22 protein-coding genes are annotated in these 21,034 nt (G+C 60.5%); 12 read left to right on the forward strand and 10 right to left on the reverse strand.

The genetic code is table 11. From position 1 onward, the window contains the following. Positions 1-10: 10 nt before the first annotated feature. The 4 genes from SM765_RS07325 to SM765_RS07340 all read right to left on the reverse strand — a co-directional run bounded on the left by SM765_RS07325 (position 11) and on the right by SM765_RS07340 (position 3,096). Positions 11-1,417, reverse strand: a complete 1,407-nt coding sequence (locus tag SM765_RS07325; protein ID WP_274837645.1) for a type II and III secretion system protein family protein — start codon at positions 1,415-1,417, stop codon at positions 11-13. Between the two features lie 238 nt (positions 1,418-1,655). Further along, a complete protein-coding gene (cpaB, locus tag SM765_RS07330; RefSeq protein WP_274837646.1) occupies positions 1,656-2,516 on the reverse strand; it encodes a Flp pilus assembly protein CpaB in 861 nt (286 codons plus the stop codon). A 110-nt stretch (positions 2,517-2,626) separates the two neighbouring features. Beyond that, the gene (locus tag SM765_RS07335; RefSeq protein ID WP_274837647.1) at positions 2,627-2,803 is read right to left on the reverse strand and encodes a hypothetical protein; all 177 of its coding nucleotides are present in this window, start codon (positions 2,801-2,803) and stop codon (positions 2,627-2,629) included. A 95-nt stretch (positions 2,804-2,898) separates the two neighbouring features. After that, on the reverse strand, positions 2,899-3,096 hold the full coding sequence (locus SM765_RS07340; protein ID WP_274837648.1) for a hypothetical protein: 198 nt from the start codon (positions 3,094-3,096) through the stop codon (positions 2,899-2,901). Positions 3,097-3,464: 368 nt separating this feature from the next. Here SM765_RS07340 and SM765_RS07345 point away from each other — a divergent pair, with 368 nt between their 5' ends. Further along, positions 3,465-4,289 (forward strand): lytic transglycosylase domain-containing protein, encoded by an 825-nt coding sequence (locus tag SM765_RS07345; protein ID WP_274837649.1) that lies wholly within the window; start codon positions 3,465-3,467, stop codon positions 4,287-4,289. Positions 4,290-4,312: 23 nt separating this feature from the next. On the opposite strand, the gene SM765_RS07350 is transcribed toward SM765_RS07345, so the two are convergent. Then, positions 4,313-4,894, reverse strand: a complete 582-nt coding sequence (locus SM765_RS07350) for a TetR/AcrR family transcriptional regulator (RefSeq protein WP_065272695.1) — start codon at positions 4,892-4,894, stop codon at positions 4,313-4,315. A gap of 220 nt (positions 4,895-5,114) precedes the next feature. On the opposite strand from SM765_RS07350, the gene SM765_RS07355 reads away from it, so the two are divergent. The 4 genes from SM765_RS07355 (at position 5,115) to SM765_RS07370 (ending at position 7,606) form a co-directional block, all read left to right on the forward strand. Then, the gene (locus SM765_RS07355) at positions 5,115-5,375 is read left to right on the forward strand and encodes a hypothetical protein (RefSeq protein ID WP_133245351.1); all 261 of its coding nucleotides are present in this window, start codon (positions 5,115-5,117) and stop codon (positions 5,373-5,375) included. Between the two features lie 100 nt (positions 5,376-5,475). Then, on the forward strand, positions 5,476-5,940 hold the full coding sequence (locus SM765_RS07360; protein WP_065272696.1) for a nuclear transport factor 2 family protein: 465 nt from the start codon (positions 5,476-5,478) through the stop codon (positions 5,938-5,940). Positions 5,941-5,975: 35 nt separating this feature from the next. After that, positions 5,976-6,590, forward strand: a complete 615-nt coding sequence (locus tag SM765_RS07365) for a pyridoxamine 5'-phosphate oxidase family protein (RefSeq protein WP_065272697.1) — start codon at positions 5,976-5,978, stop codon at positions 6,588-6,590. Between the two features lie 56 nt (positions 6,591-6,646). Beyond that, complete coding sequence (locus tag SM765_RS07370) at positions 6,647-7,606, forward strand: alpha/beta fold hydrolase (protein WP_274837650.1); 960 nt, start codon at positions 6,647-6,649, stop codon at positions 7,604-7,606. A 254-nt stretch (positions 7,607-7,860) separates the two neighbouring features. Here the strand turns inward: SM765_RS07370 and SM765_RS07375 are convergent, their stop codons facing one another. Continuing rightward, positions 7,861-8,490, reverse strand: a complete 630-nt coding sequence (locus SM765_RS07375) for a 3-oxoacid CoA-transferase subunit B (RefSeq protein ID WP_065272698.1) — start codon at positions 8,488-8,490, stop codon at positions 7,861-7,863. Beyond that, complete coding sequence (locus SM765_RS07380; RefSeq protein WP_065272699.1) at positions 8,490-9,212, reverse strand: CoA transferase subunit A; 723 nt, start codon at positions 9,210-9,212, stop codon at positions 8,490-8,492. Before SM765_RS07380 ends, SM765_RS07375 begins: the two co-directional genes overlap by 1 nt. Before the next feature lie 258 nt (positions 9,213-9,470). Here SM765_RS07380 and SM765_RS07385 point away from each other — a divergent pair, with 258 nt between their 5' ends. Beyond that, positions 9,471-10,601: a Hint domain-containing protein gene (locus SM765_RS07385; protein ID WP_274831294.1), complete on the forward strand. Its 1,131-nt coding sequence runs from the start codon at positions 9,471-9,473 to the stop codon at positions 10,599-10,601. Between the two features lie 141 nt (positions 10,602-10,742). On the opposite strand, the gene topA is transcribed toward SM765_RS07385, so the two are convergent. From topA to tldD, 3 genes are all read right to left on the reverse strand, one after another. Further along, entirely contained in the window at positions 10,743-13,439 is a 2,697-nt protein-coding gene (gene topA / locus SM765_RS07390; RefSeq protein WP_274837651.1) for a type I DNA topoisomerase, read from the reverse strand. 187 nt (positions 13,440-13,626) lie between these two features. Beyond that, complete coding sequence (gene dprA / locus SM765_RS07395) at positions 13,627-14,823, reverse strand: DNA-processing protein DprA (RefSeq protein ID WP_274837652.1); 1,197 nt, start codon at positions 14,821-14,823, stop codon at positions 13,627-13,629. Positions 14,824-15,080: 257 nt separating this feature from the next. Further along, positions 15,081-16,502 (reverse strand): metalloprotease TldD, encoded by a 1,422-nt coding sequence (gene tldD, locus SM765_RS07400; RefSeq protein ID WP_274827757.1) that lies wholly within the window; start codon positions 16,500-16,502, stop codon positions 15,081-15,083. 207 nt (positions 16,503-16,709) lie between these two features. Between tldD and coxB the strand changes: the two genes are divergently transcribed. From coxB to SM765_RS07430, 6 genes are all read left to right on the forward strand, one after another. Next, the gene (gene coxB, locus SM765_RS07405) at positions 16,710-17,549 is read left to right on the forward strand and encodes a cytochrome c oxidase subunit II (RefSeq protein ID WP_065272704.1); all 840 of its coding nucleotides are present in this window, start codon (positions 16,710-16,712) and stop codon (positions 17,547-17,549) included. Positions 17,550-17,677: 128 nt separating this feature from the next. Then, positions 17,678-18,619: a heme o synthase gene (gene cyoE, locus SM765_RS07410; protein ID WP_065273732.1), complete on the forward strand. Its 942-nt coding sequence runs from the start codon at positions 17,678-17,680 to the stop codon at positions 18,617-18,619. Position 18,620: 1 nt separating this feature from the next. Then, positions 18,621-18,791, forward strand: coding sequence for a cytochrome c oxidase system small membrane protein (locus SM765_RS07415; RefSeq protein ID WP_065272705.1), 171 nt, complete (start codon positions 18,621-18,623; stop codon positions 18,789-18,791). Next, positions 18,791-19,378 (forward strand): cytochrome c oxidase assembly protein, encoded by a 588-nt coding sequence (locus tag SM765_RS07420; protein WP_065272706.1) that lies wholly within the window; start codon positions 18,791-18,793, stop codon positions 19,376-19,378. The genes SM765_RS07415 and SM765_RS07420 overlap by 1 nt, the downstream gene beginning before the upstream one ends. A 23-nt stretch (positions 19,379-19,401) precedes the next feature. Next, positions 19,402-20,217 (forward strand): cytochrome c oxidase subunit 3, encoded by an 816-nt coding sequence (locus SM765_RS07425; RefSeq protein ID WP_065272707.1) that lies wholly within the window; start codon positions 19,402-19,404, stop codon positions 20,215-20,217. Positions 20,218-20,346: 129 nt separating this feature from the next. Further along, positions 20,347-21,033: an SURF1 family protein gene (locus SM765_RS07430; RefSeq protein WP_274827758.1), complete on the forward strand. Its 687-nt coding sequence runs from the start codon at positions 20,347-20,349 to the stop codon at positions 21,031-21,033. The last annotated feature ends 1 nt before the right edge of the window (position 21,034 follow it).

Genomic DNA, 21,034 nt, shown 5'->3' on the forward strand with positions numbered 1-21,034 from the left:
TTTCCTGTGGTCAGTCCATTACATAGCCATAAGAGCCGTTGAAGTCCTGTTTCGCCACTTCACTGGCGGGGCCGGAGCTGCTGCGTGCGGTGCGGCCGAACAGGAACAGGTCCGCTTCGCTCGGCGGCTTGATGCGGTCGGTCGGAAGCGTCAGAGCCTCGCCACGGGTCGGGGTGACCAGATGGGCGCTGACGATGATGACCAGTTCGGTCTGGGCGCGTTGATAATCGGCGCTGCGGAACAGGGCGCCGAGCACCGGTACATCCCCAAGCCAGGGCAATTGTGACGAGTTATCAAGGAATTCGTCCTTGATAAGCCCGGCAATGGCAAAGCTTTCGCCATCACGCATCTCAACCGTGGTCGAGGTTTCGCGGCGTGAAAACGCGTTGATCGACAGCCCGTTCAGCTCCAGCGAATTGGTCGGGTCGATGGCCGAGACGGCGGCCTTCAGTTCCAGGTTCACGATGTCCTCATCCACCACGCGGGGAATGAAGTTCAACTCGATCCCGAAGGGTTTGAATTCGACGGTGATCAGCCCATCTTGCTGGGCCACCGGAACCGGATATTCACCGCCGGCCAGGAATTTTGCCTCTTGTCCGGACAGGGCGGAAAGGTTGGGTTCGGCCAGGGTGCGCACGACCCCCTTCTGTTCCAGCGCCTCAAGCAGCAGCCCGACCTGAACCGACCCGGCGTTAAAGCCAAAGAGGACCGCGCCGGTATTGCTATTGGAGGCGGGGATATTTCCGGACAGCGAATTGGTCAGGCCGGTCTGGTTGTTCAGCGTGTTGGTACCGCCATTAACGCCAAAGCTGCTTCCGCCGTTGATCCCCAGCGAAGAGCTGAGAGATTTGGAAACGGAACGCTGCATTTCGGCAAAGCGGACTTTCAGCATGACCTGTTGTACACCGCCGACGGACATCAGGTTGCTGACACGGTCAGGCGCATAGCGTTCGGCAAGATCCAGCGCCCGCTGCAGGCGGGCCGAGCTGGAGGCGGTGCCGGAGAGCACAATGCCGTCATTGGCAGTGCGCACTTCGATCTTCTCGCCGGGCAGGATCTGCCGCAGACGTTCCTTGAACTCGGTCACATCGGCGGCGACGCGCACATCCACATTGGTGATCAGTCGCCCCGAGGCATCCAGCAGCGTCAGAGTGGTCAAGCCGGGCGATTTGCCAAGCACGTAGATCGTGCGGTCGGAAAGAGAAGAGATGTCGGCGATGCTGGGATTGGCGATGCTCAGTTCGGCAAAGGGTTCGTCGCTTTCGACCACCACGGCGCGGTTCATAGGCACATTCAGCGATGCCGAAGTCCCTTTCTTCACCACGCGCAATCCATTGGCCAAAGCCCCGTCCGGGACGGCCATACACACCAACGATAGCCCGGTCAGGGCTGCCGCTACAAACCTACGAAATGCCATGTGACCTGCCTTTCCGATCACGCCTCAACTCCGGGTCTTTTTGCCCGATATTTCAGGTCACTGTGCGGCAGTTCCCGAATTATTGCAAGAATCAAAGGAAAACGGGCTGTTGTGGCGGCGCGGCTGTGTGGGGTCGGGGCAACAAAAAAGCGCGCCAGCGACCCATTCTGGGCAACTGGCGCGTGGTCCAAGGTTTTGGGACTATTTCATTTTTCGGCATATGGTGCCGGTTTTTGCTTCAGTCGGAGCAGGGGATCGGGATCTCGACCACCTCGGCTCCGCGGCGGGTGCGGATTGTGCAGACCCGCTCTTCCTTGGCGATAACCGGTGCTTCCACCGCGCTGAGCCCCAGCAGTTTGCGCTGGTCCACTTCGACAAGCGCAGCCACGGTATCGTCCTGCGCGCCAACAAGGGCGAGAGACAGTTTGCCGGTGCTTTGGGCCTGGGCGAGGGCGGCGACCTGCTCGGGCCGGGCGGCCACGGTGACGGTGCGCGCGATCACGGCGCCGCTGATGTCTCCGCCTGCGCTCTGATCGACGGCGATCAACTCGACGTTGGTTTCGATCAGACGGGTGACATCCCCCTGAACATTGGAATTGGTGCCCCGCACGGTGCCGGTCCAGTAGACATCGACGCGGTCACTGGGGCGCAGGAAGCCGGACACACCGGATGCCACATCAACCTTGATGGCAAAGGCACGCATGCCGCGAGCCAGGCGCGAGGTAATACCTGCATCTTCGCCCGGTGCGGTGACCTTGACCGCAAGCAGCGGTTCGCCTTTTTCCATGGTGCGCAGCACGACGCGCGGCTCATCGGCGCGTTCGGGCGGGAACAGCGCCTCAAGGCTGGTAAATGCACCTTCCGGAACGGCATTTTCCGGCCAGCGTACCTTGCGGACGGCATCCTCGGACAGCCGTTCGCCATATTTCAGCGCCTTGTCTGCAACGTATACATCTGTGACCGGGACGACTTCGGCCCGGTTTGCCCGCTCGCGGGCCAGTTCGTTCTGATAGGCCGAGATGTAGTTCTTCGCCATCATAACGGCGCCACCGGCCAGGGCGACACCGACAATCAGCACGAGTCCGAAAACCGCACGCATTGTGGTACCTCTCATTTGTTATCTTCCGGCGTCCACCTGGTGGAGTCGGGGGCTTGATTCTGAAATCTACTGCGCGAGGCAGCCGGTCAGAGCCATCGGGAGTGCCTTGTTCAGCCGAACGTCCAGTTGGACATATAGGCCATCAGCGCATTGGCCAGTCCCATTGCACCATCTTCCATTGCAGAGGAAATCAGCACAGTCAGACCAATGATTGCTGCGGTCAGAACGACCCAGTCGACAGTCACTGCACCCTCGTCTCGGGCTAGAAAAGACCAGATCTTTTTCATGATGTCCCGCTCCCGCTTAGCGTCTGGGAAAAAGGCCGCGCCCTTGTGGCAAAGGCGCGGCCCAAAACTGTTCCGTAATATTGTCCTAAGACTAATTACTGGCCTGCGGTGCCAACGGTGGTGCCTTTTTCGGTCAGGAAGGTGCTGGTTGCGGTGGTCAGGTTGCCCGAACCGGTTTCGATTGCCGTGTAGACAGCGCCTGCCAGGGCGGCAACGGCTGCGGTCAGAACAACCCAGTCAACGGTCACGGCGCCAGAGTCGTCTTTACGGAAGTTTTTGATGAACTTGATCATGGTTATGTCCCTCCAAAGGATCACTGAATTTGCACTATCCCGCCGTCCGTTGTGTGGGTCTGTCTCTCTCTCTCACCGACCCTGTCCGGCTTGGATGAATACATATAGCCGGGTGAGCGTGGCAGCATTTGGGCCGAAAACCGGAAAGGCAGTCAAAATTTAATGATTTTTAAAGAAATTTAGCAAAGCTCTGAAATTAAAGAATTTAAGTCTTTATGAGGTGTAAACCTGCGTGGCTTTTGCGCGGCAGGCCCCTGTAAATATGGCGAATATGCCAGATTCTGAACCTGTGGACTGGATTCGGGTGGGGATTTCACCGAGTCTTGAGACCCAAAAGCTGAGCGCTTCACAGGATTTTGAATAGTCCCATGACCATTCGTCGTTTTCGTGCCGCTGTTGCGGTGTGGTTTTCCCTTTGGCTTGCCTTTCCCGTAAGCGCGGAACAGGCGCCTGAACCTTTTCCTGACTTCGAGGCAAAGCGGGTCAAGCCGCCGCAACCCGGGGCAGGGCCGCGCATCACCGTGCAAATCGAACCAAATGCAGAGGCGCCCCCAGCGCAAGCGGTGGCGACCGGCGAAGCGGACGGAGAGATCCAGCCGGGGCGCTATGAGTGGTTCTGGGAGCAGGTTGCGCCGGAACTGGGGGCGACAACCGGCGCTGCACGTCTGGAGCTTGCCATCGCCGCGCTTTCCTCACCCGGGGGCACAGGTGGCGTTGCTGCGCCGCGGCTGCAGCTGCTGCAGGACATCGTTGTAGCGCAAGGCACGCCGATCCTTTTGTCCAGTGTGGGCACACGGGTCTCTCCGGCGCTGGCTCTGGCGGTGATCGCGGTGGAAAGCGAGGGGCGGGTAGATGCGCAAAGCTCGGCCGGGGCGCAGGGGCTGATGCAGTTGATGCCGGACACCGCCATCCGATTTGGGGTCACCGATGCCTTCGAGGCGCCGCAGAATATCGCGGGGGGCGTCAAATACCTCGATTGGCTGATGCAGGAATTTGAAAACGACGCGGTTCTGGCCCTGGCCGGATATAACGCGGGCGAGGGCGCGGTGCGCAGCCATCAGGGCGTGCCGCCCTTTCCGGAAACGCGGGACTACGTGCCAAAGGTGCTGGCGGCCTATCAGGTGGCCCGCAGCCTGTGCATGACGCCGCCTGAGTTGATCACCGACGGCTGCGTTTTCCGCCGGTTTGAATGACCGGTTGAACAACCGGGCAGGTGTCAGGTTGAGGGGATCTGCAGATCAATCAGCCCGCGCGCGGCCTCTTTGGCGTCCGCAGCGGGGTCTCCGGCCAGCCCGCCGCCGCGCGCCAGCACTGCCGAGACGATTGCGCCTTCTTTCAGCAGCAGCAGCTGACGGGCCAGCAGCCGGGGATCATTGGCGTCGGCGGCCTCTGCGATTTCGGAAAAATGGTCCTGCAGGATCTGCTTGTGCGCGGCCGACTGGGCGTGGATCGGGTGGTTGATCTCCTGGAACTCGGCGCTGGCCTTGATGAACATGCAGCCACGAAACTCGGGCTTGGTGAACCATTCCGAAAGCGCGTCGAACAACGCCAGCATCTGTCCTTTCGGCGTGTCGCTCAGCTCTTCGATGCGGCGATAAAGCCAGTGGCGGAAGTTTTCATCCCGAAGGCGCAGCACCGCGAGGATCAGATCCTCCTTGGTGCGGAAGTGTTTGTACATCGATGTCTTCGACACACCGGTTTCGCTCACCAGCTTGTCCATGCCGGTGGCGTGAAACCCGTTCCGGTAAAATACATCAAGGGCCTTTCGGACCAGCTCGTCTCGCTTGTTTGGGCGCATGATTCGTCTCTTTGTGTACCGATCTGTACATAGTTTGCAGGTGCAGCGTTGGCAACTGCGACACATTAAAGTGAACAATTTCATAGGATTGAGATCGTGTTCACGAATTCGTTCAATGGACATCACAAAAAATGAATTGCAAAAGGGTACCGATCAGTACACTTTGAGTTCAAGATTTACCGATCAGTACAGTTAAGCAAGCGCAGCAGTGGAGGCGCAGATGAAACGACTATTCAGCCCCATGCGATCCCCTTTGGCTCCCGTTGTTCTGACCGCAGGTATTGCCGTGGCGATGCTAGCGCCCCCACCGCCGGAAGCTACCGTTCTTTCCCTTCCGTCTGACCCCGCCAATGGCGTCATGGCGCCGAGCCGCGCTGCCGCTCTCGCAACCCTTTTTACCGTTCATGTGGCTGCCCCGGTGGCTGCCCATGTGGCGAAGGCCAACACCCCGGCTTTCGCCTTGAAGGTGGCCGCCGACTGATTGGTGCCGCCCTCAATAAACCCCGGCCAAGCCTCCCCCTGGCCGGGGTTTCCTTACCTTCTCCTCCTCCGAACCAAATGAAGACCAAAGGACACGCCGAATGACCCGTCCCCCCTTGCCGCCTTTCGACGAAGCCAGCGCCAAAAAGAAGGTGCGCCTTGCCGAAGATGGCTGGAACACCCGCGATCCTCAGATCGTTGCACCGGCCTATACCGATAACTGCCCCTGGCGGAACCGCGCCGAATTCGTTACCGGCCACGATGAAATTCGCGCCCTGCTGACCCGCAAGTGGTCGCGTGAGCTGGAATACCGCCTGATCAAGGAACTCTGGGCCTATACCGACAACCGCATTGCCGTGCGGTTTGCCTATGAATGGCGCGATGATAGCGGCCAGTGGTACCGGGCCTATGGCAACGAAAACTGGGAATTCGCCGAAGACGGCCGCATGCAGCGCCGCATCGCCTCGATCAATGACAAGCCGATCAGCGAAGACGAGCGTCTATTCCACTGGCCGCTGGGCCGTCGCCCCGATGATCACCCCGGTCTGTCTGACCTCGGTCTCTGATCTGCCCGTTCAGTCCTAAGAAAGCGAGAGCAACCATGCCCCGTGCCTTTGCAGAAATTGCCTTTACCGAATCCGTGCGTGAGCATCAGAAGCGGCAGGGGTCTGCCCGTGCCTATGGGCGCCTGCTGGAAACCCCGGAACGCTCCGGCGATCGGATCGGCGTCGCCGAAGCCGCCTTTATCGCCGAGCGCGACGGCTTCTATCAGGCAACCGTTTCGGAAACCGGCTGGCCCTACGTCCAGTTCCGGGGTGGACCGCGCGGTTTCCTGAAAGTGGTGGACGAAAAGACCATCGCCTATGCCGATTTCAGCGGCAACAAGCAGTATATCTCGCTTGGCAACCTGACCGACAACGCCCGTCTCGCGATGATCCTGATGGATTACCCGAACCGGCGGCGGCTGAAGATCTGGGGCACGGTTGAAATCATCGAAGGTGCAGAGGCCACGGATGGCTTGTTCCCGACCGGCGCGCGCGCTGCGCCTGAGCGGGCCATCCTGATCCATCTGGAAGCCTTTGACTGGAATTGCCCCAGCCACATCCCCGAGCGTCTGACGCTGGAGGAGCTGGAGCCCCACCTGGCCCCCCTGCGCAGCCAGCTGGCCCAGCTCAAAGCGGAGAATGAAAGACTGAAAGCAGGCCAGAAGGTCTGAAGGCAGCCATTCCGTTTCTGCTGGCTGCAGTACGTTCTGTTACGAGGTAAATTGATATGACATTCGACCCGATGAACATGCTGAATTCAGCCCTTGTTACGGCGGCGCTGACGCTCTCTCCTGCGGTGGCGCCGTCGGCTCAGGCATCCACGATGCCTGAGACCGCCTTTTCCTCGCAAATGATCGAGGGCCTCACGATTGCCTATCGTGAGGCAGGTGATCCCAGGAACCCGACGGTGTTGCTGCTGCACGGGTTCCCCAGTTCTTCCTATATGTTCCGTGACCTGATCCCGGTGCTGGCGCAGGAGTATCATGTGATCGCGCCGGATTATCCCGGGTTTGGCGCCTCGGACATGCCGCTTGCTGCCGACTATGACTACAGCTTTGCCAATACGGCGGATCTGGTGACGCAGCTTCTGGACCAGAAGGGCGTGAAGAATTACGCGGTCTATATGACCGATTATGGCGCGCCGGTTGGGTTTCGCATGTTCGCCGAGGATCCGGCGCGGGTCTCGGGTTTCATCATCCAGAACGCCAATGCCTATGAAGAGGGGCTAAGGGAATTCTGGGGGCCGATGCGCGCCTATTGGGCCGATCCCAGCCCGGAGAACGGCGATGCGCTGCGCGGCTTTCTGACCCTTGATGCCACCAAATGGCAGTTCACCCATGGGGCAGAGAACCCCGCCAGCGTCAGCCCGGACCATTTCTGGCACGCCCAGTATCTGCTGGACCGCCCGGGCAACCAGGAGGTGCAGCTGGAAATGTTCCTCGATTATGGCTCGAACCTGAGTGAGTACCCCAAGTGGCAGGCACTGTTTCGCGAACACCAGCCCCCCGCGCTGTTGGTCTGGGGCGCCAATGATCAGATCTGCCCCGAGGAAGGGGCGCACCCCTATAAACGCGATCTTACCGATCTGGAGTTTCACTTGCTGAACACCGGCCATTTCGCCCTGCAGGAAAAGGGTCACGAAATCGCCGGGAAGATGCTGAGCTTTCTCGATCGTATCAACAACTGACAGGGTGGGGGCCGGGATGATATCAGCCTCCGCCTGTTTCACTGCCGTAATGCCTTTGCCATCGACATTGTTCATGGCGAGGACATGGGCGCTACATCGCTGCTGCAGGCCGTCATCTCCTGTGGGCACAGCGTAAGTATGTACGCCTCTGGCACGGCGCGGGTGATTTCGAGGTCCTGCACCCGCTTCGGCCAAAAAGAAGGCCCGCCTAATGTATCAGGCGGGCCTTTTTTGTTTCTGCTGTCGCTAAACAATCAGTTGACGATGGTCGCCTCGGTTGCGGCGCGCAGTTCTTCTTCGGTGACGCCTTCGGCCAGCTCAACGATCTTCAGGCCACCTTCGACCACGTCCAGAACGCCCAGACCGGTGATAATGCGGTCCACGACGCCCTTGCCGGTCAGCGGCAGGGTGCAGGCCTTCAGAACCTTGCTGTCGCCGTGCTTGTTGGTGTGGTCCATGACCACGACCACGCGACCAACGCCTGCGACCAGATCCATCGCGCCGCCCATGCCTTTGACCAGCTTGCCGGGGATCATCCAGTTGGCCAGATCGCCGTTTTCCGCCACTTCCATCGCGCCCAGGATCGCCATGGCGATCTTGCCGCCACGGATCATGGCAAAGGATTGTGCCGAGTCGAAGAATGCGGTCTGCGGCAGCTCGGTGATGGTCTGTTTACCGGCGTTGATCAGGTCGGGATCCTCGTCACCCTCGTAGGGGAAGGGGCCCATGCCCAGCATGCCGTTCTCGGATTGCAGCGTCACCTCGACGCCTTCGGGGATGTAGTTCGACACCAGCGTCGGGATACCGATGCCGAGGTTCACATACCAGCCGTCCTGCAGCTCCTGTGCCGCGCGTGCGGCCATCTGATTGCGATCCCAAGCCATTATGCGGTCTCCTTCTGACGAACGGTGCGCTGTTCGATGCGCTTTTCGTGCTCGCCCTGGATGATGCGGTGCACATAGATACCGGGCAGGTGGATGTGATCAGGGTCAAGGCTGCCAGTGGGCACGATTTCCTCGACCTCGACAACGCAGACCTTGCCGCAGGTGGCGGCGGGCACGTTGAAGTTACGCGCGGTCTTGCGGAACACCAGGTTGCCGGTTTCGTCCGCTTTCCAGGCTTTCACGATGGCGAGATCGGCAAAGATGCCCTCTTCCATGATGTAGTCCTGCATGGCGCCATCCGGTCCGGTCGGGAACTGCTTTTCGAACTTGCCTTCGGCAATCACGGTGCCCACGCCGGTCTTGGTGAAGAAGCCGGGGATGCCCGCGCCGCCTGCGCGCATGCGCTCGGCCAGGGTGCCCTGCGGGTTGAATTCCAGCTCCAGCTCTCCGGACAGGTACTGGCGCATGAATTCGGCGTTCTCACCCACGTAGGAAGAGATCATCTTTTTCACCTGCTTGGTCTGCAGCAGGATGCCGATGCCAAAATCATCAACGCCCGCGTTGTTGGAGGCGAAGGTCAGATCCTTGGTGCCGGCGTCTTTGATCGCGTCCAGCAGAAGCTCTGGAATACCGCAGAGGCCAAAGCCCCCGGCGGCGATGAACATGCCGTCATGAAGCAGCCCGTCAAGCGCTTCGGCGGCGTTGGAGTAGACTTTTTTCACGGAGTTCTCCCTAAACTGCCTATTGGAGAGGGTTCTGCGCCTCGGCGTCGGCAGAGTCAATAATACGGAGAAAAACGCGTATTTCTACGGAGCCAGGTTCCCATGACCGACGCCGTGACCACCGGTGTCCCGTGGCATGGCCGTGCCAGGACCTACTGTCAATGATGCTCAGCGAAACGGGTTTCCGGAAAGGGGAATGTTAAGAGTTGTTGGGCTAATGTTGGAATAGTTGAATATGTTGCGTGTAGGAGCCCTGTATTGGCTCAGAAAACAATCGAAGTTATCAATCTGGGGGCTATGGCCGATCTGGATCCTGACGAACAGGATGCGGTGGCCGAGAATGCGGCCGCGCTGGTGGGCATGACCTTCGGCTCTGCTGGATCTCCCTTGTATCAGCAGTTGGACTATCTCACTCTCGATGATCCAAGCGGTGACGGTGCGGTTTCCAGCAATGATTACGGCTGGTCTCCCGAAGATGTGATCTTTGATGGCATCGCGTCGGGGCTCGACAGTGTCATCGATTACCAAGTCGATCTCGTCTTCAATGACGGCTCCACAGCCGCGGCCGAGATTCTGTTGCTGCAGGATATGTCCGGGCGCACCTTTCTGGCGCCCTTCCTGGTGGGGTCGGCCAAAAACGATGTGCTGAATGATGGCGGCATTCGCTCGATGACGTTCACCGGCATCGTTAATGACGCGGGCACCCATGCCTATGTCGACCGCGAAGCCGATGCTTTTGTTGTCTGCTTCCTTGAAGGAACGCGGATACGCGCAGCGGCCGGGGAGGTCCCGGTGGAGCGCCTGTCGGTCGGCGATCTCGTGGAAACGCTGGATCATGGGTTTCAACCCCTGATCTGGCTGGGGCAGGAAACCGTGTCAGCGGGGCGGCGGACCTCCCCGATCCGGCTTCGGGAAAAGGCGCTGGGTGCGGGATTTCCGGAACGCGATCTCTATCTGTCGCCGCAGCACCGGGTTTTGTTCGACTCGCCCATTGCAGGCCGGATGTTTGGAACGGATCAGGTCTTTGTCCCGGCAACGAAGATGATCGATCTGCCGGGCGTCACCCAGCCGGTGGTACAAGCGAGGCATCACTACTGGCACCTGATGCTCAAACGGCACGAAATCCTCTTCGCCGAAGGCGCGCCGGTCGAGAGTTTTCTACCGGGCCCCATCGCACTGGCAGGCCTGTCGCCGGAAAACCGCGCCAGCCTGCGAAAACGCCTGCCGTTTCTGATGCAGGGACAGCCCGCGCCAAGTGCCGCCAGACCCTGCATTTCCGGCGCTGCGGCTGCGAACCTCGTCCGGCGTCACCGGCGTAACAAACGGCCGCCTCTGGCGAACCCAGCCGCTTGGGAGGCTTCGCCAGGCATGCTGTGGGATCGCGCCTAGGCGCTGAACCTAGAATACCGCCTGGACGAGCTTGAATTTGGGGTGTGCAAAGATGGCCAGCCCGGACCGCGCCGCGTCAGCGGCGCCGGGCCCAACGGTTTCTGGCCGGGCAAGGGTGGTCATGTGTGGCGAAGGTCGAGCCTAGCTGTCGCCTGCGTCTTTGGCTGCGGTCTTCCTGCTGGCTGTCTTTTTCGCCGCAGGTTTCTTGGCAGTGGTTTTCTTTGCAGCGGCCTTCTTGGGCGCGGCCTTTTTCGCCGGGGCTTTCTTCTTGGTCTTGCCCGCTTTGTCGGCGATCAGCTGCACCGCCATTTCCACGGTAACATCCTTGGGCTCTACGTCCTTGGGCAGGGTGGCGTTCACCTTCTCCCATTTGACGTAAGGCCCATAACGACCGTCCATGATGCTGATGGCGCCGCCGCTTTCGGGGTGTTCGCCCAATTCCTTCAGCGGCTTGGCAGCAGCGCGGCGGCCACGGCCCGGGTTGGCGCGTTTCTCGGCCAGCATTTCCACCGCCCGGTTCATCCCGATTTCAAAGACATCCAGCGTCTCTTTCAGGTTCACGTAAACCGGTTTTTCTTCATCCGGGCGCTGGTGCATGATGTAAGGGCCGAACCGGCCAAGGTTCGAGGCGATCGTGCCGCCATCGGGGTGTTCCCCGATCTGGCGCGGCAGGGTCAGCAGCGTTACGGCTTGCTCCAGAGTGATCTCGTTCGGGCCCCAGCCCGGCAGATAATCGCGGCCCTGTTTTGGCAGGGATGAGCGTGGCGGCTTCTTGTTTTCCGGCGTGGCCTCGCCGCGCTGGACATAGGGGCCAAAGCGGCCGGATTTCAGGTGGATCTCGTCACCGTCATCCTCGCCCAGCACCCGCTCATAGCCTTCGGCGCCTTCGCCAGAGATCGGGCGGGTGTAGTTGCATTCCGGGTAGTTGCCGCAGCCGACAAAACCGCCGGTGCGCGAGGTTTTCAGATGCAGCTGGCCCGCGCCGCATTTGGGGCAGATGCGCGGGTCGGTGCCATCTTCGCGCGGCGGGTAGAGCTGCGGCGCCAGCGCATCGTCCAGCACATCCAGCACCTCGGAAATCCGCAGATCCGATGTCTCGGCAATCGCAGCAGAGAAGTCGCGCCAGAAATTGCTCAGGATGTCCTTGTAATCGGCCTCACCGGCGCTGACGTCATCCAGCTGTTCCTCCAGCGCTGCGGTGAAATCGTATTCCACGTAGCGTTTGAAGAAGTTCAGTAGGAAGATGGTGACGATCCGGCCCTTGTCCTCGGGGAACAGGCGGTTCTTTTCCTTGCGGACGTATTCGCGGTCCTGGATCGTGGTGATCACGCTGGCATAGGTCGACGGACGGCCGATGCCCAGTTCTTCCATCTTCTTGACCAGCGTCGCCTCGGTATAGCGCGGTGGCGGCTGGGTGTGGTGCTGCAGGCCCAGAACGGCGGCGTTCTCCGACAGGATCGCGGCGTCCTTGCCTGCTTTTTCTGCCTGCGCTGCCAGCGAGGAGGCAAAGCTGACGTTTTCGCCGTTCATGATTTGCGGCAGGCGCTTGTCGTCCTCGTCCACCACATCGTCGCGGCCTTCTTCGTAGACGCGCATGAAACCGTCGAACAGCACCACTTGACCAGTGGCGCGCAGCACCACCTGACCGTCGCCTGATCCGATATCGACGGTGGTGCGCTCCATCCGGGCGCCTTCCATCTGGCAGGCGATCGTGCGCTTCCAAATCAGATCATAAAGCTTGCGCTGCTCTTCTTCGCTGACCTTCAGGCTTTTGGCATCGCGGCTCATATCCGTGGGGCGGATACATTCGTGCGCTTCCTGGGCGTTCTTGGCCTTGTTCTTGTAGATGCGTGGCGAGGACGGCACGTAGTCGGCGCCATAGCGGGTTTCGATCTCGGCGCGGGCGGCCTGTACCGCCTCGGGCGCCATGTCGATACCGTCGGTCCGCATATAGGTGATATAGCCTGCCTCATAAAGGCGCTGGGCCGCGTTCATACACTGGCGCGCGCCCATGCCGAACTTGCGGCTGGCTTCCTGCTGCAGGGTGGAGGTCATGAAGGGTGCAGAAGGGTTGCGGGAGGCAGGCTTTGCCTCCACCGATTGCACCTTCAGGTCGCGGCTGGAAACTGCTTTGACTGCCAGGTCTGCGGCAGTGGAGTTGGCGAGGCTGTATTTATCCAGCTTGTCGCCGCCCAGAACCGTCAGGCGCGCTTCGAATTCCTGCCCGCGCGGGGTCGAAAGCTGCGCCTTCACCGACCAGTATTCGCGCCGATTGAAGGCTTCGATCTCCATCTCGCGTTCAACGATCAGACGCAGGCAGACCGATTGCACACGGCCCGCGGACCGTGCGCCGGGCAGTTTGCGCCACAGCACCGGCGACAGGTTGAAGCCCACGAGGTAATCCAGCGCGCGGCGGGCCAGATAGGCTTCGACCAGCGGCATATCCACCTGACGCGGGTTTTTCATCGCTTCGGCGACGGCTTCCTTGGTGATCGCGTTGAAGGTCACGCGGCTCACCGGTGTGTCCTTCTTGATCGAACGGCGCTTGGTCAGCGCTTCCTGCAGGTGCCAGCTGATCGCTTCTCCTTCGCGATCAGGGTCAGTCGCGAGAATCAGGGCGTTGTCTTCTTTCAGAGCGTCGGCGATGGCCTTGACGTGTTTGCGGCTGTCGTTTCCGACCTCCCATTTCATGTCAAACTCATGCTCGGTATCGACCGACCCATCCTTTGGCGGCAGGTCACGGACGTGTCCGTAAGACGCCAGCACAGTGTAGTCAGAGCCCAGGTATTTATTGATTGTTTTGGCCTTGGCCGGGGATTCGACGACAACAACTGGCATGTAAATTCAGGACCTCTTGAGGGGCGGATACTGCGCGTTCTATGGCGGGGCAACATGTGGCGCGCAAGGGGAGATTGTCAATCCGTGGGCTTTGGACGCATGCGTTGCGCTGCCTTTGCACCATGTTTTGCGCCATGTGGGGCAAGCTGCGAGGACCGGGTTGCTTGCCCGGATCGGCTGGCCCACGTCATCCCTCGTCCCTTCCGGGCGGGCGGGACAGCATGCCCCCGGGATGGCGGTCGACTGCGCCATCCAGTTCCAGTTCGGTCAGGACCGACGACAGCTCCTTTGGCGCGACAGAGAGGTCCTGCAGCAATTGATCCTCCGGCGTGGGAGAGGGGCCAAGACGAGCCAGAACCTGTTGATGCAGCGCGGCTGTTTCGCGCAGGCTTCGCCGTTCGGGAGGCGGCGGCGGCAGATCCGCGAGGCCTGCGTTGGCAGGTGGCGCGTCAGGCTGATCGGTAGAGCCTGAAAGAGGGGCAGGCTGTTCCACCGGCGGCAGCGCGGCGATCACGTCTGCGGCATTGCGCACCAATTGCGCACCGTCGCGGATCAGCATGTTGCAGCCCGAAGCGCGGGCATCGAAGGGATGGCCAGGAACCGCCAGCACCTCGCGGCCCAGATCCAGTGCGTCGCGGGCGGTGATCAGGCTGCCGGATTTGGCTGCGGCCTCGACCACCACAACGGCCTGGGCCAGACCGGCAATGATTCTGTTGCGTTTCGGGAAATGGCGGGCCTGGGGCGCTAGGCCCATGGGTTGCTCTGACAGGATCAGACCCTGCTCGCCGATGCTCTTGCCCAGACGGTTGTTTTCCCAAGGATAAATTACATCCGCGCCGCCTGCCATGACGGCAATGGTGCCGGAGGGCAGGGCGGCAAGATGCGCGGCGGTGTCCACGCCGCGCGCCAGCCCGGAGACGACCACATATCCTACGGCACTGAGATCATGCGCCAGTGCCCGCGCCATCCGCGTCCCGAGGGAGGAGGCATTGCGGGCCCCGACGATGGCAATCATGGGGCGTTGCAGCAAGGACAGGTCGCCAATGGCCCAAAGCGCGGGCGGTGCGTCTTTCAGGTGCGCAAGCGGAGCGGGATATTCAGGATCCGAAAAGCACAAAAGCCGCGCTTTGGCGGCTTTTGCGACATTTATTTCGGCGTCTACCGCATCGGAAGGGCATATTTCATACCCTTTGAGCCCAGCGGAACGTGCCATTTTAGGCAACGCTTCCAGCGCATTCTGCGCTGAACCGTGTTCAGACAGCAGCCGGTAAAATGTAGCCGGACCTACCCGTCTGGAGCGCAAAAGGCGAAGCCACGAACGCCGGAGATCTTCCGTGGTGGGTGGGAGTGGGGGGTGAGTGGAAGAATATGCTTCTTCAGTCATCCGTTGCTCCGCCTGTTTGCACAATTAGAATTAACCTTGACGGGTTAACAGGTGGTGAATGACCCTTAATTTTCCGAAGATTTTCGAATTCTTTGAATAGCTATTTGTTTTTAAAAGAAAAAAGTTGGCGCGATCGCGAATGGCGCCCTCTTCTCGGCGGCAAGACTGATTCAGTTTCTGATACAGTCACGCAAAAAAACGGACCGTTGGGTCCGTTTTGTGCTCAACTCCGAAGGGTTTGGTCGGGGAATCTTTACTTAGATTGCTGCCCCGCCAACGGTGAGTCCCCCCATTAGAACAGAGGGTTGGCCGACTCCGACGGGTACCCATTGGCCTGCTTTACCGCAATTGCCCATGCCGGGATCCAGTTCCATGTCGTTGCCGAGGGCGCGAATCTGCTGCAGCGCGGTGGCACCATCGCCGATCAGGGTTGCGCCCTTCACCGGTGCGCCGACCTTGCCGTTCTGCACGCGGTAGGCCTCGGTGCAGGAAAACACGAACTTGCCGTTGGTGATATCCACCTGCCCGCCGCCGAATCCCACGGCCCAGATCCCGTCCTTGATTCCGGCCACCAGATCCGCCGGGTCGGCATCACCGCCCATCATATATGTGTTGGTCATCCGCGGCATGGGGGCGTGGGCATAGCTTTGCCTGCGTCCGTTGCCGGTGGCCTCAACCCCCATCAAGCGGGCGTTCTGGCGGTCCTGCATGAAGCCAACCAGAATGCCGTCTTCGATCAGGGTGGTTTTCTGGCTGGGGGTACCTTCATCGTCGACCGTAATCGAGCCGCGCCGATCCGGGATGGTGCCATCGTCAAGCACTGTGACTCCCGGGGAGGCGATCCGCTGCCCCATCAGCCCGGCAAAGGCCGAGCTGCCCTTGCGGTTGAAATCGCCCTCAAGACCGTGACCGATGGCCTCGTGCAAGAGGATGCCCGGCCAGCCCGGCCCAAGCACGACTTCCATCTCCCCGGCGGGTGCAGGCACTGCTTTGAGATTGACCAGCGCGATTCGCAGCGCTTCGCGGGCTTTGGCCTGCCAACTAACGGGATCAATCAACCCGTCCAGACCAACCCGACCACCGCCTCCGGCCGAGCCACTTTCGCGGCGGCCGTCCTGTTCCACGATCACCGAGACATTGAGCCGGGTCATCGGGCGCACGTCGCGCACCCGCACCCCGTCGGCGCGCAGGATCTCTACCTCTTGCAAGGAGGCCGCCAGCGTCGCCGAGACCTGAACCACCCGGGGATCCAGATCGCGGGCGAATGCGTCGATCTCGCGCAGGGTCTCGACCTTCACCGGAAAGGGCAGGGCACTGATCGGATCGGTGTCGGCGTAAAGATGTCTGTTGGTAGATGCGGGCGGTTCGGCATAGGTGCCGCCGCCATCGCCCACCGCAAGGCGCGCCGTTTCCGCGGCGCGGGTCAGAGCGCTGATCGACACGTCGGTGGAATGGGCGTAGCCCGCCACATCGCCATTGACCGCCCGCAAGCCAAAGCCTTCGGAGGCATCGTAACTGGCGCTGCGCAGCCGCCCGTCATCAAACACGAGCGCCTCCGATTTGCGCCGCTCGGCAAAAATCTCGCCATCGTCGGCCCCTTGAGTGGCGCTGCGCAGCACACCAAGCGCCTCATCCTCGGGGAGGCTGGTCTCAAACGGGCGGTAGGCCGTGGTTTCCATGTCTCAAATCCTCTTCGCGACGGCGGTTTTTTTTGATCTAAATCAAGAAAGCGACGCTTTGCCGCTCGCCTGCCTCTTTATCTGCACGTTGGAATATGATTTTAAGCAGCGTCAAAGACAACGGGTTCGGTGCGTTTTATGGAATCAAGCTTTCCAGCGACGTTACCGGTAGCAGCTAATAACGCGATCAAACGATCAGGACACGATATGAAGAATGCTTTGATGCTTTCGGGCCTTTTCGCTGGCCTCTCAAGCCTTCCAGCCACAGCGCAAGAAGGTCTTGAATCCATTGGTAAGCCGACCAACGGCGGTCTGGGTTTCCAGCCGGCCGCAACTGAACTGGCGGAAGGCATTCACATGCTGGACGGGCTGATCCTGGTGATCATCACCGCCATCTGCGTTTTTGTGGCTGGTTTGCTGCTGTTCGCAATCGTTCGCTTCAACAAGCGCGCGAACCCCAACGCGGCGCAGTTCACCCACCACACTCCGATCGAAATCGCATGGACCGTGATCCCGATCCTGATCCTGGTTTTCATCGGCTCCTTCTCGCTGCCGGAACTGTTCCGCCAGCAGGAAATTCCCGAAGCCGACGTCACCATCAAAGTCACCGGTTACCAGTGGTACTGGGGCTATGAATACGTCGACCACGAGTTTGGCTATGAAAGCTTCCTCCTCGCCAAGGACGAACTGGCCGATTACGGCTATGCCGAGGACGAGTACCTGCTGGCAACCGACACCGCTGTTGTTGTCCCGGTTGGCAAGACCATCGTGATGCAGGTGACCGGCGCCGACGTGATACACTCCTGGGCGATGCCTGCCTTTGGCGTGAAGCAGGACGCGGTTCCCGGCCGTCTGGCTGAACTGTGGTTCAAGCCCACCAAAGAAGGCATCTACTTCGGTCAGTGCTCTGAACTCTGCGGCAAGGACCACGCCTATATGCCGATCACTGTAAAAGTGGTCAGCCAGGAAGCCTATGACGCATGGCTGGACGGCGCGATCGAGGAATATGCGGGTCTGCCGCAGTCCTATCAGGTTGCCTCCAACTGACTAACGCAGGGGCCGGAACGTCCGGCCCCGAACATGGGCGCGCCGCGATGGTAGCGCCCATAGCATCATCTTAAATGCAACGAGGATGCGCCGCGCGCGGCCATCCTTCAGTGGCCGAAGAGACTGACATGAGCGACGCAAGCATCAATGCCAGCACCATCCGCGAAGACGAGCCCAGCTTTGGCGATTATTTCGCCTTGCTGAAGCCGCGCGTGATGTCACTGGTCGTGTTTACGGCCCTCGTCGGCCTGCTGGCTGCTCCGGTTGGTGTGCATCCGGTCATCGGATTTGCCGCAATTCTGTTCATTGCCATCGGTGGTGGCGCCTCTGGCGCGCTCAACATGTGGTGGGATGCGGATATCGATCAGGTGATGAAACGGACCAAGTCGCGCCCGATTCCCGCAGGCAAGGTCGACAAGGGCGAGGCGCTGAGCCTTGGCCTGGCGCTTTCGGGCCTTTCCTGCATCATGCTGGGACTGGCGACGAACCTCTTTGCCGGTGCGTTTCTGGCCTTCACCATCTTCTTTTACGTCGTCATCTACACCATGTGGCTGAAGCGGGCGACGCCGCAGAACATCGTTATCGGCGGTGCCGCCGGGGCCTTCCCGCCAGTGATCGGCTGGATCGCCGCCACCGGCACCATGTCGGTTGAACCCTGGCTGATGTTCGCGCTGACCTTCATGTGGACGCCGCCGCACTTCTGGGCGCTGGCGCTGTTCATGCGCTCGGATTACGATGATGCGGGCGTTCCGATGCTGACCGTGACCCACGGTCGCCGCGCCACCCGCGTTCATATCCTCGTCTACACCATCCTGCTGGCGGTTCTGGCTGTGGGCACCGGGTTCTCGGGCATCGGTGGTCCGGTCTATCTGGCCGTGGCCGTGGTACTGAACGCGCTGTTCCTGCACGGCGCCTGGAAGATCTTCCGCCGCGATGAGGACGACAGCGAGGCCGACAATTTCAAGGCTGAGCGCAGTTTCTTCAAGCTGTCGCTGCTCTACCTCTTTTTGCACTTCGGCGCGATTCTCGTTGAAGCCCTGTTGAAACCCTATGGTCTGGGAGGCTGGTAATATGGCTTTGCGCAAGGAACATGAACTGCACAAACGGCGCCTCGGGCGCAACATGGGCGTTGGCCTGCTGCTGGGCGCCTTTGTGGTGCTGGTGCTGGCTCTGACCATGGTCAAGGTCACCTCGAACGGCTTCAAATTCCCGCAGACCCAATCACAGGCGGGGCAGGGCTGATGGCGATCAAAGGACCTCAGAAAACGGTTCTGCAACTGGTCGGCGTGGTCGCGCTGATGGGCGGGCTGTCTTGGGCGTCGGTGCCCTTCTATGACTGGTTCTGCCGGGTCACCGGATTTGGCGGCGTCACCGGCGTGGCAGAGCAAGGCGCGGATACTGTGCTGGATCAGACCATCACGGTGCGCTTTGACGGTTCCAAGGAGCGCGACATGCCCTGGGAGTTCAAACCGGTGCAGCGCGAGATGGAGCTGAAGATCGGCGAGACCGGTCTGGCCTTCTACGAAGCATACAATCCAACCGACCACCCCGTCGCGGGGCAGGCAGCGTATAACGTGACGCCTTATTCGGCCGGTGGCTACTTTGAGAAAATCGCCTGTTTCTGCTTCACAGAGCAGGTGCTGCAACCGGGGGAGCGGGTGCAGATGCCCGTGACCTTCTTTGTGGATCCGGAAATCGTCAACGACCGGGACGCAAAATACGTGCATACGATCACGCTTTCGTACACGTTCTATGAAATCGATCTGCCCGAGGGCTATGCCGCTCTCGACACCGGTGATAAAGCCGGGGCAGGCATAACCACGAACTAGGCCGCTAGGTGAGGGACACTTAAATGGCGCATGCTAAAAATCACGACTTTCATATTCTGCCGCCGTCGATCTGGCCGTTTCTGGGCTCCGTAGGCGGGTTTGCAATGCTGTTCGGCGCAGTGCTGTGGATGCATGGCATCACGGCATGGCTGTTCTGGGGCGGCCTGGCGATGGTGCTCTATGTCATGTTCGCCTGGTGGTCCGAAGTGGTGGCCGAAAGCCGTCAGGGCGATCACACCCCGGTGGTCCGCATCGGCCTGCGTTATGGCTTCATCCTCTTCGTGATGTCCGAGGTGATGTTCTTCTTCGCCTGGTTCTGGTCGTTCTTCAAACACGCCATCTACCCGATGGAAACCTATGTCGGCACCTCCTATGTGCAGCCCGACATCTATCCGGTCGATGCCTTCCACCTGCCGCTGATCAACACCCTGGTCCTGCTGCTGTCCGGCTGTGCCGTGACCTGGGCGCACCACGCACTGGTGCACAACAACGACCGCAAGGCGCTGGTTCAGGGCCTGTCCATCGGTATCGTTCTGGGCCTCTTCTTCACCTTCCTGCAGGGCTATGAATACGCGCACCTGCTGCACGAAGGCTGGGAATTCGGGGCTGATGAGTTCTACTCGAACTTCTTCATGGCCACCGGTTTCCACGGCTTCCACGTGATCATCGGCACCATCTTCCTGACGGTCTGCCTTATCCGTGCGCTGAAAGGTGACTTCACCCCCGAGCAGCACGTCGGTTTCGAGGCCGCTGCCTGGTACTGGCACTTCGTTGACGTTGTCTGGCTGTTCCTCTTCGTAGCGGTCTACGTCTGGGGCACCGCAGGTCTGGCGCACTAAGCCGACCCGGGCGACACCGGAAATTGTAGCGGGTACAGGTTTGTGGTTCCAAAATCCGCAGACAGCCCGTAAGAAACGCAGCGCGCGGGGGCTTCCTCCGCGCGCTTTTCCATTGGCGATGAGGACGCGATGCGGCGGTTTATCTTTCTATCCCTTGTTGGCGGGCTGGGCCTATTGGCGCTGTTATCGCTTGGGATCTGGCAGATGCAGCGCCTGGCATGGAAGGAAGACATCCTGGCCACCATCGAAGCGCGCATTGCGGATGCCCCCGGCCCCTTGCCCGAGGTGCTGGAGCCGGAGCGTGACAAATACTTGCCTGTGCGTCTTGAGGGCGAGATCCTGCCGGGTGAATTGCACGTTCTGACCTCGATCCAGGGCACCGGCGCGGGCTATCGCGTTATCGCGCCTTTCGTGACCGACGGCGGTCGTCGCCTGCTGCTGGACCGTGGCTTCATCATCGCCAGCCGCAAGGATGAGACCCGCACCACCGGCCTCGCGACCGTGATCGGCAACCTGCACTGGCCGGTCGAGGTGGACGGGTTCACACCGGAGCCGGACACGGAAAAGAACATCTGGTATGCCCGCGACGTGGCCCCGATGGCGGCAGAGCTGGACACAGAACCGGCAATGGTGATCCTGCGCGAGCTGCGCTCGGACGTAGTGGATCCCAGCGCGACCTTGCCGCAGCCCGTTACCATATCGGGCATTGCCAATGACCACTTGCAATATGCACTCACCTGGTTTTCGCTGGCCTTTATCTGGGCAGCGATGACCGCCTATTTCCTGTGGCGCAACCGCGCCAAATCCGAAGGCTGAA

This window comes from Pseudophaeobacter sp. 1A09344 (assembly GCF_041008745.1).
Classification (GTDB): Bacteria; Pseudomonadota; Alphaproteobacteria; order Rhodobacterales; family Rhodobacteraceae; genus Phycobacter; species Phycobacter gallaeciensis_A.

Bases quoted from the DNA above. Each gene is read 5' to 3' on its own strand.
- SM765_RS07375 (WP_065272698.1), bottom strand. From the start codon at position 8,490: ATGGCTTGGGATCGCAATCAGATGGCCGCACGCGCGGCACAGGAGCTG.
- SM765_RS07420 (WP_065272706.1), top strand. From the start codon at position 18,791: ATGGCGATCAAAGGACCTCAGAAAACGGTTCTGCAACTGGTCGGCGTG.
- SM765_RS07360 (WP_065272696.1), top strand. From the start codon at position 5,476: ATGACCCGTCCCCCCTTGCCGCCTTTCGACGAAGCCAGCGCCAAAAAG.
- coxB (WP_065272704.1), top strand. From the start codon at position 16,710: ATGAAGAATGCTTTGATGCTTTCGGGCCTTTTCGCTGGCCTCTCAAGC.
- SM765_RS07340 (WP_274837648.1), bottom strand. From the start codon at position 3,096: ATGATCAAGTTCATCAAAAACTTCCGTAAAGACGACTCTGGCGCCGTG.
- SM765_RS07370 (WP_274837650.1), top strand. From the start codon at position 6,647: ATGACATTCGACCCGATGAACATGCTGAATTCAGCCCTTGTTACGGCG.
- topA (WP_274837651.1), bottom strand. From the start codon at position 13,439: ATGCCAGTTGTTGTCGTCGAATCCCCGGCCAAGGCCAAAACAATCAAT.
- SM765_RS07355 (WP_133245351.1), top strand. From the start codon at position 5,115: ATGAAACGACTATTCAGCCCCATGCGATCCCCTTTGGCTCCCGTTGTT.
- cpaB (WP_274837646.1), bottom strand. From the start codon at position 2,516: ATGCGTGCGGTTTTCGGACTCGTGCTGATTGTCGGTGTCGCCCTGGCC.
- SM765_RS07365 (WP_065272697.1), top strand. From the start codon at position 5,976: ATGCCCCGTGCCTTTGCAGAAATTGCCTTTACCGAATCCGTGCGTGAG.
- tldD (WP_274827757.1), bottom strand. From the start codon at position 16,502: ATGGAAACCACGGCCTACCGCCCGTTTGAGACCAGCCTCCCCGAGGAT.
- SM765_RS07350 (WP_065272695.1), bottom strand. From the start codon at position 4,894: ATGCGCCCAAACAAGCGAGACGAGCTGGTCCGAAAGGCCCTTGATGTA.
- SM765_RS07335 (WP_274837647.1), bottom strand. From the start codon at position 2,803: ATGAAAAAGATCTGGTCTTTTCTAGCCCGAGACGAGGGTGCAGTGACT.
- SM765_RS07415 (WP_065272705.1), top strand. From the start codon at position 18,621: ATGGCTTTGCGCAAGGAACATGAACTGCACAAACGGCGCCTCGGGCGC.
- SM765_RS07345 (WP_274837649.1), top strand. From the start codon at position 3,465: ATGACCATTCGTCGTTTTCGTGCCGCTGTTGCGGTGTGGTTTTCCCTT.
- SM765_RS07325 (WP_274837645.1), bottom strand. From the start codon at position 1,417: ATGGCATTTCGTAGGTTTGTAGCGGCAGCCCTGACCGGGCTATCGTTG.
- cyoE (WP_065273732.1), top strand. From the start codon at position 17,678: ATGAGCGACGCAAGCATCAATGCCAGCACCATCCGCGAAGACGAGCCC.
- dprA (WP_274837652.1), bottom strand. From the start codon at position 14,823: ATGACTGAAGAAGCATATTCTTCCACTCACCCCCCACTCCCACCCACC.
- SM765_RS07425 (WP_065272707.1), top strand. From the start codon at position 19,402: ATGGCGCATGCTAAAAATCACGACTTTCATATTCTGCCGCCGTCGATC.
- SM765_RS07430 (WP_274827758.1), top strand. From the start codon at position 20,347: ATGCGGCGGTTTATCTTTCTATCCCTTGTTGGCGGGCTGGGCCTATTG.